The 12108-nt window shown below is 62.3% G+C and carries 7 protein-coding genes; 2 read left to right on the forward strand and 5 right to left on the reverse strand.

All coding sequences use genetic code 11. From position 1 onward, the window contains the following. Positions 1-158: 158 nt before the first annotated feature. Positions 159-1616 (reverse strand): glutamate synthase subunit beta, encoded by a 1458-nt coding sequence (locus tag AC4P1R_RS13070; protein WP_069459128.1) that lies wholly within the window; start codon positions 1614-1616, stop codon positions 159-161. Between the two features lie 105 nt (positions 1617-1721). Then, a complete protein-coding gene (gene gltB, locus AC4P1R_RS13075) occupies positions 1722-6446 on the reverse strand; it encodes a glutamate synthase large subunit (protein WP_492177067.1) in 4725 nt (1574 codons plus the stop codon). A 540-nt stretch (positions 6447-6986) separates the two neighbouring features. Here gltB and AC4P1R_RS13080 point away from each other — a divergent pair. Beyond that, a complete protein-coding gene (locus AC4P1R_RS13080) occupies positions 6987-8033 on the forward strand; it encodes a threonine aldolase family protein (RefSeq protein WP_069459126.1) in 1047 nt (348 codons plus the stop codon). An 81-nt stretch (positions 8034-8114) separates the two neighbouring features. Here the strand turns inward: AC4P1R_RS13080 and AC4P1R_RS13085 are convergent, their stop codons facing one another. Further along, complete coding sequence (locus tag AC4P1R_RS13085; protein WP_492177068.1) at positions 8115-8576, reverse strand: Hsp20 family protein; 462 nt, start codon at positions 8574-8576, stop codon at positions 8115-8117. A gap of 443 nt (positions 8577-9019) precedes the next feature. Between AC4P1R_RS13085 and AC4P1R_RS13090 the strand changes: the two genes are divergently transcribed. Then, positions 9020-10009, forward strand: coding sequence for an alpha/beta fold hydrolase (locus AC4P1R_RS13090; protein ID WP_069459124.1), 990 nt, complete (start codon positions 9020-9022; stop codon positions 10007-10009). 105 nt (positions 10010-10114) lie between these two features. On the opposite strand, the gene hisN is transcribed toward AC4P1R_RS13090, so the two are convergent. Together hisN and AC4P1R_RS13100 are read right to left on the reverse strand one after the other, a co-directional pair. Then, positions 10115-10891, reverse strand: a complete 777-nt coding sequence (gene hisN / locus AC4P1R_RS13095) for a histidinol-phosphatase (protein WP_069459304.1) — start codon at positions 10889-10891, stop codon at positions 10115-10117. Between the two features lie 290 nt (positions 10892-11181). Beyond that, complete coding sequence (locus AC4P1R_RS13100; RefSeq protein WP_069459123.1) at positions 11182-12063, reverse strand: N-formylglutamate amidohydrolase; 882 nt, start codon at positions 12061-12063, stop codon at positions 11182-11184. Positions 12064-12108: the final 45 nt, after the last annotated feature.

Below are 12108 nucleotides of genomic sequence, written 5' to 3' on the forward strand. Positions count from 1 at the left end.
CCCATCTCCGCGGCAGCTGCGGAGGGGGATTGGCACCTGCGCCCCGTTTTTACGGGGAGAAGGACTTGCCGCAGCGTCTCAGTCTCCTCTCCCCGCGTGCCGGAAGAGGGTCAGTCCTCGGGTTAAACCCGAGGAGAGTGGCAGAATGCGCGCATCGGCTACCGCGGCAGCACCGTCGAGCCCATCAGCGCCTCATCGATCGCGCGCGCCGCCTGGCGGCCTTCGCGGATCGCCCAGACGACAAGCGATTGGCCGCGGCGGACGTCGCCGGCCGTCCAGAGCTTTTCGACCGACGTCCTGTAGTCCCGCTCGTTCGCAACGACGTTGGTCGAGCCGCGACGGTCGACATTGAGGGCCAGTCGGTCGCCGAGATCCCTAACCACGCTGTCGGTGAACGGCCCACGGAAGCCAATGGCGATGAAGGCGAGGTCAGCCTTGATGACGAATTCGGTACCCGCGATCGGCTTGCGGCGCTCATCCACCTGGCAGCACTTGACGCCTGTTAGAATGCCGTCCTCGTCGCCGACGAATTCCAGCGTCGCCACCTGAAACTCGCGAACCGCGCCCTCTGCCTGGCTGGAGGAGGTGCGCATCTTTGTCGCCCAGAAGGGCCAGACGGCGAGCTTGTCTTCCTTTTCCGGCGGCTGTGGCCGAATGTCGAGCTGAGTCACCTTGACGGCACCCTGGCGGAAGGCGGTACCGACACAGTCGGACGCCGTGTCGCCGCCGCCGACCACCACGACATGCTTGCCGCCGGCCAGGATCGGCTCGGACGGCCAGCCGACGCTGTCTATGTTCTCGCGACCGACGCGCCGGTTCTGCTGAACGAGATAAGGCATCGCATCGTGCACGCCGGCAAATTCCACCCCCGGAATCCCGGCGTCGCGCGGGGTCTCGGAACCGCCGCAATAGACGACGGCGTCGTTCTCGTCGAGGAGCTGCTGGACGGCCAGGTCGACGCCGGCATTGACCCCACAGTGGAAGGTGACCCCCTCGCCTTTCATCTGCTCGATGCGGCGATCGATGAAGTTCTTTTCCATCTTGAAGTCCGGAATGCCGTAACGCAGAAGGCCGCCGGGCTTGGACTCGCGCTCGTAGACATGAACCTCGTGGCCGGCGCGAGCGAGCTGCTGGGCGGCCGCCATACCGGCCGGACCGGATCCGATGACCGCCACCCGCTTACCGGTCTTGGTGACGGCCGGCTGCGGCACGATATATCCCATCTCATAGGCCTTATCGGCAATCGCCTGCTCCACCGTCTTGATCGCGACCGGCACGTCTTCGAGGTTCAGCGTGCAGGCCTCCTCGCAAGGTGCGGGACAGACGCGGCCGGTGAACTCCGGGAAATTATTGGTGGAATGCAGGTTGCGGATCGCTTCGTCCCAATTGCCGTTGTAGACGAGGTCGTTCCAGTCCGGGATCTGGTTGTGAACAGGGCAACCGGTCGGCCCATGACAATAGGGAATGCCACAATCCATGCAGCGAGCGGCCTGCTTCTGCACTTCCTGGTCGGACATCGGAATGGTGAATTCACGGAAGTGGCGGATGCGGTCGGATGCCGGCTGGTACTTCGCCACCTGCCGGTCGATCTCGAGAAATCCAGTAACCTTGCCCATCTTACGATCCTGATAGCTTCAATCTCAAACAGACGCGCCGTAAAGCGCGCGTGAAGGCTCCCGCTTTCGGATAGACCGGATCGGGGGCCGCGGTCACGGGGCCGGTTACTCGGCCGCTTCCGCCATTCTCATGCGCTCCATATCCTCAAGCGCGCGGCGATATTCGACCGGCATGACCTTGCGGAACTTCGGCCGGTAGTCCGTCCAATGTTCGAGAATCTCCTTGGCGCGAACCGAACCCGTGTAATGCAGGTGGTTTGAAACGAGTTGGTAGAGCCGCTCTTCGTCGTGACGCGTCATGTCGCCGGAGACATCGACCCGGCCCTTGTGCATGAGGTCGCCGCCGTGGTGGTGCAGCTTCTCCAGCATGTCGTCCTCCTCCGGAACCGGCTCCAGTTCGACCATGGCCATGTTGCAGCGACGGGCGAAATCGCCCTCGTCATCCAGCACATAGGCGACACCGCCGGACATCCCGGCCGCGAAGTTGCGTCCCGTGTTGCCAAGCACGACGACGACGCCGCCGGTCATATATTCGCAACCGTGGTCGCCGACACCTTCGACGACAGCGATCGCGCCGGAGTTGCGCACCGCGAAGCGCTCGCCGGCGACGCCATTGAAGTAGCATTCGCCGGAGATCGCACCATAGAGCACGGTATTGCCGACGATGATCGACTCCTGCGGCACGATCCTGGCGGTTTCCGGCGGCCGGACGATGATGCGTCCGCCCGAAAGCCCCTTGCCGACATAGTCATTGCCGTCGCCAACGAGGTCGAAGGTGATGCCGCGCGCAAGGAAAGCACCGAAGGACTGGCCTGCCGTGCCCTTGAGCGTCACGTGGATCGTGTCGTCCTTGAGGCCCTTGTATCCCCAGCGCTTGGCAAGCGCGCCGGAAAGCATCGCCCCCGCCGAGCGGTCGACATTCTTGATCTCGGCTTCGAAGGCGACCGGCACCTTGGTTTCCAGCGCCAGCTTCGCCTTCTCGATCAGCCTGCGGTCGAGAATGTCGTCGATCGGGTGACTCTGGCGCTCCGTCCAATAGCTCGCTTCTTTCGGCGCTTCTACCCTGTGGAAGATCTTCGAAAAATCGAGCCCCTTGGCCTTCCAGTGCTCGATCATGCCGTCGCGCTCAAGCAGTTCGGAAGCACCGATGATCTCGTCGAGCTTCCTGACGCCGAGTGACGCCAGGATTTCACGTACTTCTTCCGCGACGAAGAAGAAGTAGTTGATCACATGCTCCGGCGTGCCCTTGAAGCGCTTTCTGAGCACCGGATCCTGGGTGGCGACGCCGACCGGGCAGGTGTTCAAGTGGCACTTGCGCATCATGATGCAGCCGGCCGCGATCAGCGGCGCGGTGGCGAAGCCGAATTCATCGGCCCCCAACATGGCACCGATGATGACGTCGCGTCCAGTCTTCAGACCGCCGTCGACCTGAAGTGCGACGCGCGAGCGCAGGCCATTCAAGACCAGCGTCTGCTGGGTTTCGGCAAGACCGATTTCCCAAGGGCTGCCCGCATGCTTCAGCGAAGTAAGCGGCGAGGCGCCGGTGCCACCGTCGAACCCGGCAATAGTGATGTGGTCGGCGCGTGCCTTGGCGACACCGGCCGCGACCGTGCCGACGCCCACTTCGGACACCAGCTTGACCGAGACATCGGCTTCCGGGTTGACATTCTTCAGATCGAAGATCAGCTGCGCCAGATCCTCGATCGAATAGATGTCATGGTGCGGCGGTGGCGAGATGAGACCGACGCCTGGGGTAGAATGCCGGGTCTTCGCGACAGTCGCATCGACCTTGTGGCCGGGAAGCTGACCGCCCTCGCCGGGCTTGGCGCCCTGCGCCACCTTGATCTGCAGCACATCGGCGTTGACCAGATACTCGGTGGTGACGCCGAAGCGGCCGGAAGCGATCTGCTTGATCGCCGAGCGCTCCGGATTCATCGATCCGTCCGGCAGCGGCAGGTAACGATCGCTCTCCTCGCCGCCCTCGCCGGTGTTCGACTTGCCGCCGATCCGGTTCATCGCGATCGCCAGCGTCGTATGGGCCTCGCGGCTGATGGAGCCGAAGGACATGGCGCCGGTCGAGAAGCGCTTGACGATCTCGGATGCCGGCTCGACCTCCTCGAGCGCGATGGGCTTGCGGCCGGCGTCCTCGGCGCGCCTGATGGTGAAGAGGCCGCGGATCGTATTCATGCGGCTCGCCTGCTCGTTCATCATCGCAGCGAATTCGCGATAGCGATCCTCGGCGTTGCCGCGCACCGCATGCTGGAGCGAGGCGATCGCATCCGGCGTCCAGGCATGGCTTTCCCCGCGCATGCGGAAGGCATATTCGCCGCCGATGTCGAGCGCATTGGAGAGAACCGGGTCGGCTCCAAAGGCAGCCCTGTGACGGGCGACGGTCTCTGCCGCGATCTCATCGAGCCCGATGCCTTCGATCGTCGTCGCCGTGCCGAAGAAGTATTTCTCGACCAACGCCGAGGAAAGGCCGACGGCGTCGAAAATCTGCGCGCCGCAATAGGACTGGTAGGTCGAGATGCCCATTTTGGACATGACCTTGAGAATGCCCTTCCCGACCGCCTTGATGTAGCGGTAGACGATTTCGCTGGCGTCGACTTCCTTGGGGAACTCGCCGCGCTTGTGCATGTCGATCAGTGTGTCGAAGGCGAGATAGGGGTTGATCGCTTCCGCGCCAAAACCGGCCAGCAGACAGAAATGGTGCACCTCGCGCGGCTCGCCGGATTCCACCACGAGACCGACCGAGGTGCGCAAGCCCTTGCGGATCAGGTGGTGGTGAACCGCCGCCGTGGCGAGCAGCGCCGGGATAGCCACGCGATCAGGCCCGACCTGCCGGTCGGAAAGCACGATGATGTTGTAGCCGCCCTTGACTGCCGCTTCCGCCCGTTCGCAAAGGCGGTCGAGCATTTCCGGCATGCCTTCGGCCCCACGCGAAATGTCGTAGGTGAAATCGAGCGTCTTGGTGTCGAAACGGTCTTCCGTGTGGCCGATCGAGCGGATCTTCTCGAGATCGCCATTGGTGAGGATCGGCTGGCGGACTTCCAGCCGCTTGGCATGCGCCATGCCCTCATGGTCGAGAATGTTCGGACGCGGACCGATGAAGGAGACGAGGCTCATCACCAGTTCCTCGCGGATCGGGTCGATCGGCGGGTTGGTGACCTGCGCGAAGTTCTGCTTGAAATAGGTGTAGAGCAGCTTCGGCTTGTCGGACATCGCCGAGATCGGCGTGTCGGTGCCCATGGAACCGATCGCCTCCTGGCCGGTCGTTGCCATCGGCGACATCAGAAGCTTTGTGTCTTCCTGCGTGTAGCCGAAGGCCTGCTGGCGGTCGATCAGCGACACGTCGCGGCGAAGCGCCCTCGGCTCGACCGGCTTCAGGTCCTCGAGGATGAGCTGGGTATTGTCGAGCCATTGCCGATAGGGGTGCTTGCTTGCAAGCGCCGACTTCACCTCCTCATCGGAGATGATGCGGCCTTCTTCCATGTCGATCAGCAGCATCTTGCCAGGCTGCAGCCGCCACTTCTTGACGATCTTGTCCTCGGCGACCGGCAGCACGCCGGCTTCCGACGCCATGATAACGCGATCATCACTGGTGACGATGTAGCGCGCCGGGCGAAGGCCGTTGCGGTCGAGGGTCGCGCCGATTTGTCGGCCGTCCGTGAAGGCGACTGCCGCCGGCCCGTCCCACGGCTCCATCAGCGCCGCATGATACTCGTAGAATGCCTTGCGTTCCGCCGACATGAGCTGGTTTCCGGCCCAGGCCTCGGGGATCAGCATCATCACCGCATGGGCGAGCGAATAGCCGCCGCGCACCAGGAATTCGAGCGCATTGTCGAAACAGGCTGTGTCCGACTGGCCCTCATAGGAAATCGGCCAGAGCTTGGAGATGTCGTCGCCGAAGAGCGGCGAGGAGACCGAGGCCTGGCGTGCCGCCATCCAGTTGACGTTGCCGCGCAGCGTGTTGATCTCGCCATTGTGGGCAACCATGCGATAGGGGTGCGCCAACTTCCAGGAGGGGAAGGTATTGGTCGAGAACCGCTGATGCACCAGCGCCACCGCCGACTGGAAGCGTTCGTCGGCAAGGTCCTTGTAATAGGCGCCGACCTGATAGGCGAGGAACATGCCCTTGTAGACGATCGTCGAGGTTGATAGCGACACGATGTAGAAGCCGAGATCACTGCCGTCGGCTTCCGCATGGATGCGGTTGGAGATCACCTTGCGCAGCGTGAACAGCCGGCGTTCGAATTCGTCGTTGGTGGCGGCATCGCGGCCGGCGCCAATGAAGACCTGGACGTGCTGCGGCTCGGTGGCCGCAATGTCCGGCGCCTTGGAGAGCGATGAATTGTCGACCGGCACGTCGCGGAAGCCGAGCAGATGCTGCCCCTCCTCCACCACGACCTCCCGGATCACATCCTTGAAATGGGCAATCAGCTTTTCGTCACGCGGCATGAAGAGATAGCCGACGGCGTATTCCCCGGCCTTCGGCAGGGTGACGCCCTCTTTCGCCATCTCCTCGCGGAAGAAGCGGTCGGGGATCTGCACGAGGATGCCCGCGCCATCGCCCATCAACGGGTCAGCACCGACCGCACCGCGGTGCGTCAGGTTTTCGAGCATGAAGAGGCCGTCGCGCACGATCTGGTGCGACTTCTCGCCCTTCATATGCGCGACGAACCCGACGCCGCAGGCGTCGCGTTCGTTGCGCGGATCGTAAAGCCCCTGCTTTCGCGGCAGTCCGGACGGGAATGCGGGCGTTTTCACAGCCGTCGCGGCGCTCGTTGCGAGATTGAGCCCAATCTGGTGCGATGGCGAATGATCCGTCATCCTGTTCCCTCCTGTTGCGCCCGAAATCCCGGGCATACCGCGGAGCCCGCCTGTCGCCACCTCGCGTTTGCTTTCGCGGTACGGCAGGCCGGACGTTATCGTCGCATGATCCTGATCAGGTCGCAAATGAAGCGCGGCTGCACCAGGCACCAATGTCTGCGACCATTCTGACGGCAGTGGCTAACAACCGAATGAAATCGGGAGAAACCCTTGCGCCCCGCCGAAGCCGCTTTGCGCGTGCTTGCCAGCGATTGTTCCGGTCCCTAGACCGAAATAGGACAGTAAGCCTGTCCTATTTCATGCGCTCTATGCCAGAAAGCATTCCCCTCCGCAAGGGCCTGCCCGCAATTAGTGGAGGAGATTTTGTCGAACATTGCCGAATGTTTCGCAGTTTTGAAATATAATTACGTTTGCCCCACAATAATATCGCTTTCATTTCGAATTGGTCTTGTATTGGTCTTGTCAGATCGCAATGCATTGCCAGTGGCCCGAAGTCCGTTATTGTTTCGCCAAGAGCAGTCGAGCACAGGGTGATTTGCCATGATCTTCGCTTCCGATAACTGGGCCGGCGCCCATCCGGCAATTGCCCACTCCCTGGCGGCGCACGCCGGCGGCTGTGTTCCGGCTTATGGCGCGAGCGAACTCGATCTAAAGGTGGAGCAGCGGTTCTCGGAGATTTTCGGCAGAGAGGTCGCGGTGTTTTTCGTCGGTACCGGAACGGCGGCGAACTCGCTGGCGCTTGCCACCGCCAATCGGCCGGGCGGCGTCGTCTTCTGTCACCGCGAGGCCCATGTGAATGTCGACGAGTGCGGTGCGCCGGCGTTCTTCTCGCACGGCGCAAGGCTGAACCCGGTCGACGGCGCTTTCGGCAAAATGGATGCGGCACGGCTCGAGGCGGAGATCCGCCGCTTTCCGCCAGAATTCGTGCATGGCGGCCAGCCCATGGCCATAACGATAGCCCAGGCCACCGAGAGCGGCACGGTCTATTCCCTTGACGAGATCGAGGCGATCGCCGCCATTGCCAGAGCGCACAGGCTGCCGCTCCACATGGACGGCGCGCGCTTTGCCAATGCCCTCGTTGGTCTCGACATCACGCCGGCCGAAATGACCTGGAAGCGCGGCGTCGATCTGCTCTCCTTCGGGGGAACGAAGAACGGCTGCTGGTGCGCCGAAGCCGTGGTCCTGTTCGATTTATCCAAGGCGCCGGAGATGCAGTTCCTGCGCAAGCAGACGGCCCAGCTCTTTTCCAAGTCGCGCTTCATCGCCGCCCAGTTCGACGCGTATTTCGCGGGCGACCTCTGGCTCGATCTCGCCCGCCACGCCAACGCCATGGCAAAACGCCTCGCCGACGGCATTGCGGCGTCCGCGAGCAGCCGTCTTGCCTGGACGCCGGCGGCCAACGAGGTCTTTGTAATCATGAAACGCGAGATGGCGACACGGCTCCAGCAGGAGGGCGCCGTCTTCTACGACTGGCACGTGCCGCAGCACCTTGCCGGCATCCTTGGAGAGAACGAGGGCCTCTACCGCCTCGTCACGAGCTTCGTCACGGCACCGGACGACGTCGACCGCTTCGTCGCCGCCTGCTGAGGAGCAACTGCACCGCAGGGTTGCCACAATTAAATAACGGCGCCGCAAAGGGCACCGTTCGCCGAAATCCGAGGCTGTGAATTAGGCGTTCTGCGCCTCTATTTGCTTCGGCTGCGACGAAACCGAAGAAATCTCGATCCGGCGCGGCTTGGCAGCTTCCGGGATCTCGCGCACGAGGTCGACATGGAGCAGGCCATTCTTCAACGAGGCTGCCTTGATCTCGACGTGGTCGGCGAGTTGGAAGCGGCGCTCGAAGGCGCGCTTGGCGATGCCGCGATGGAGAAATTGGGTCTCGTCAGCCTTTTCCTCGCTTTTTTCGCCCTTGATCGCCAGTGTGTTTTCGCGCGCCTCGACCGAGAGCTCGCTTTCATCGAAGCCGGCGACGGCCATGGTGATACGATAGGCGTTATCGCCGGTACGCTCGATATTGTAAGGCGGATAGGTCTGCGCCTGATCCGGCTGGCCGAGGCTATCGAGCATTGTGAACAGGCGATCGAAGCCGACGGTGGAACGATAGAGGGGGGAGAAATCAAAATGACGCATGTTGTCCTCCTTAAGAGCAACTGTTTGCGATGTCTGGCCTGCCACCCCACCAGGCAGTGGCGCGACCGGTGAACGGACCCGTCAACGGCGTCCGGGAAAGACATGGGAACACGCATCGCCGAGTTCAAGGGCCGCGTATTGCGCAATCCGCCAACCTTTGTGAATGCCGCATGAATGCCGGATTCGGCCGCGGTTCATGGGCTCGCGCGCAAAAGAGAATGCTGGGAGCGAAAGCCCCAGTGCTGAAGTGACATGTCCCTTCTCCCTTCAGCGGCCGGAAGCGGTGATCGCCCGGACTTCATCACCGCTTCCGGCATTTTCCTTTGACGGACGATGAGCCACAGCCTATCCCTGAAGAAGGATGGAAAGACGCGGCGCGGTCGAGCTTTCCCGTGTCCCCGCCGACAACAACAACTCGAGTTCATTTCGTCTCGCCCGGACCCATGATAGCGATCCTCGACGCCACACCCGACAATCCGATCCCGGGATATCCAGTGGCAGGTTTTTTCGATGGCGTCGGCAACCGGAAAATCCGCTACGCGATTTTCAAGACGAAGGCGCGCTTTGCGCGCGGCACCGTCGTGCTGCTGCAGGGGCGCAACGAATCGATCGAGAAATATTTCGAAACCATCGGCGATTTCATGGAGGCGGGCTATTGGGTCGCGACCTTCGACTGGCGCGGACAGGGCGGGTCGGAACGGCTGCTTGCGCAGTCGACGCTTGGCCATGTGGAATATTTCGCCGATTACGGGCGCGACCTCATGACTTTCCTGGAGCAGATCGTGCTGCCGGACACACGCCTGCCTTTTTCGATCGTCGCCCATTCCATGGGAGCGCTCGTTTGCCTGTCGGTGGCGCCGGCACTGGCCACTCGGGTAGACCGCATGGTGTTGTTAGCCCCTTTTGTGGGGCTGGGCGGGCAGGTCATCGGTGAACCGGGCATCGTTGCAGTCGCGGCCGTGATGCGCTGGCTTGGACTTGGCAGACTGCCGCTCCATCGGGACGGGCGCAGCCATGGACCCTTCACGAACAATCCGCTGACCAGGGATGCAGACCGCTACGCCCGCAACTTGGCGCTGCTTGAGACCCATCCGCGCTTGAGCCTTGGACCGCCGACCGCGCGGTGGTTGAACGAGGCCTTCCGAACCATACGGCGCGTCACGCGCCGCGAGCATCTGACGAGGATCACGGTACCGACCGTGCTGCTGGCGCCGACCGCCGATGGACTCGTGCCCTATGTCGCAATCGAACGGCTTGCCAGCAATTTCCGCGCCGGCCACCTGATACCGATCGACGGCGCACGGCACGAACTGCTGCAGGAGGCCGACCGCTATCGCGCCCAGGCCATGGCGGCGATTCTCGCCTTCCTGCCACAGGCGGAAGCCGGGGAGGATGATGAGTCACGACAGTTCCTGCAGCGCCGCGCGTCTTAGACGCGCAAAGGTCGCTGCAGCACTTTGGATTGCTGCATGTCTTTGTCCTTTGAATCGAGGTCGATCAAAGGAGACATGCAGCAGAGGAGGCCTGATGCCTCCGGATCATCGGCCACGCAACGTTTCCAGGGCCTGCGCATGAACTTCGCTGCTGCCGGCGGCAATGATCTCGCCACCCCATTCCGCCGGACCGCCCTGCCAATCGGTGATGATGCCGCCCGCCTGCTCGATCAGCGGGATGAGCCCGCCGACGTCATAGGGCTTTAGACCGCATTCGATGACGAGGTCGACATGACCGGCAGCCAGGAGCGCGAAGGCGTAGCAATCGCAGCCATAGCGGAACAGCCGGACTTTCGACTGAAGCGCCTCGAAGCGCTCCTTGATCTTGCCCGCATAAAGATGCGGCGAGGTGGTGAAGAGAACAGCATCCGACAGTCCGCCGCAGTCGCGTGTCCGCAGCACCTTCTCGCCATCCGGGCCGCGATAGACCGATCTCTCGCCATCGGCGAAATAGCGCTCGCCGGTGAAAGGCTGGTCCATCAGTCCCATTATCGCCTCGCCGTTGCGATAGAGTCCGATCAGCGTGCCCCATACCGGCAGGCCGGAGATGAAGGCGCGCGTCCCGTCGATCGGATCGATAACCCAGACATGCTCTCGATCGAGGCCGACATTGCCGTGCTCCTCGCCGAGGATACCGTGCTCGGGATAAGCGCTTTCGATCAGCGCCCGGATCGCAGCCTCGGCCGACTGATCGGCCTCCGTGACAGGATCGAAGCCGCCTTCGAGCTTGTTGGTCACACATGCGCCGGTCCGGAAGCGCGGGATGGTTTCCGCCTTGGCGGCGTCGGCGAGGCGATCGAAGAAGGAGCGGTCGGGCAGCATTTGACTCTCTTGGCGGGCGTGGGAAATCCTTGAATAGACGAATTCCACCGAAAGGCAATGTTCGCCCTCGCGGCACACGGCCCCAAGCAAGTTCGGCAAGATCACGAATGTTTTTTGCTGCACCGCAAAAGTTACCGACTGGAAAACTTGACAATTGTGCAATGCAATATTAGCATCCTCGTGCAGTCACTCGTGGCTGTAATACCCTCCTTGGGTGTTTCCTCCCTAGACTTGACCGCGCCGCTGGCGCGGTTCTTTTTGTGCGGCGAAGATTGAGGAACGCGCGGCCGCTACTCGGCCGCCAGCGGCAGATCGGCGGCAAAATCCTCGACATGTCGGGCAAGCGCTCCGATGAAGGTGGCGAGATCGGTCGCCAAAGCAGAAAATCCTGGCTTTTTGATCAGCGTCGCCTCGTCGATATAGAGGCTGCGATTGATCTCGATCTGCAGCGCATGCAGGCCTCGCGTCGGGCGGCCATAATGCTCGGTGATGAAACCGCCGGCATAGGGCTTGTTGCGGGTCACCGCATAGCCAAGCTGTTCCAGGAGTTCCACCGCCATGCGCGACAATTCCGCCGCGGCGCTCGTTCCGTAACGGTCGCCGATGATGAAATCCGGGCGCTGACCGCTCGCTGAAAGATGCACATTGCCGGGCATCGAATGGCAATCGATGAGGATCGCCATCCCGAACTGCACATGCGTGCGGGCGATCAGCTTCCGGAGCGTCGCGTGGTAGGGCTTGTAAATCGACTCCACGCGCGTGAGCGCCTCCTCGACCGGAAAACGGCCACGATAGATCTCCATATTCTCGGCGACCACGCGTGGAATCGTGCCGAGCCCGCCGGCAACGCGCATCGAACTAATATTCGCATGCGGCGGCAGGGTGCCATCGAACATGCGGGGGTCGAGTTCGTAGGGCTCGCGATTGACGTCGAGGAAGGCCCGCGGGAAATGCGCCCTCAGGAGCGGCGCCCCCAGGAAGGTGGCGCTTTGGAAGAGTTCGTCGACGAAATGGTCTTCCGAACGGCGGATCGAATGGGCATCGAGGCGCGATTGATCGAGAAAGGACTGGGGATAGAGGCGGCCGCTATGGGGAGAGTTGAACACAAAGGGAATCCGCTGTGTCGCGGGTTCAAGGATTTCGAACATTTCCCACTCGCCCACTTCCCCCATCGGAACCCTTTTTACCATGTCGGGATCTTGCTTCTTCGACCATGT

The organism is Sinorhizobium sp. Y406, from assembly GCF_058732025.1.

Excerpts from the sequence above, each read along its gene's own strand:
- AC4P1R_RS13070 (WP_069459128.1), bottom strand. The coding sequence starts at position 1,616 with ATGGGCAAGGTTACTGGATTTCTCGAGATCGACCGGCAGGTGGCGAAG.
- gltB (WP_492177067.1), bottom strand. The coding sequence starts at position 6,446 with ATGACGGATCATTCGCCATCGCACCAGATTGGGCTCAATCTCGCAACG.
- AC4P1R_RS13080 (WP_069459126.1), top strand. The coding sequence starts at position 6,987 with ATGATCTTCGCTTCCGATAACTGGGCCGGCGCCCATCCGGCAATTGCC.
- AC4P1R_RS13085 (WP_492177068.1), bottom strand. The coding sequence starts at position 8,576 with ATGCGTCATTTTGATTTCTCCCCCCTCTATCGTTCCACCGTCGGCTTC.
- AC4P1R_RS13090 (WP_069459124.1), top strand. The coding sequence starts at position 9,020 with ATGATAGCGATCCTCGACGCCACACCCGACAATCCGATCCCGGGATAT.
- hisN (WP_069459304.1), bottom strand. The coding sequence starts at position 10,891 with ATGCTGCCCGACCGCTCCTTCTTCGATCGCCTCGCCGACGCCGCCAAG.
- AC4P1R_RS13100 (WP_069459123.1), bottom strand. The coding sequence starts at position 12,063 with ATGGGGGAAGTGGGCGAGTGGGAAATGTTCGAAATCCTTGAACCCGCG.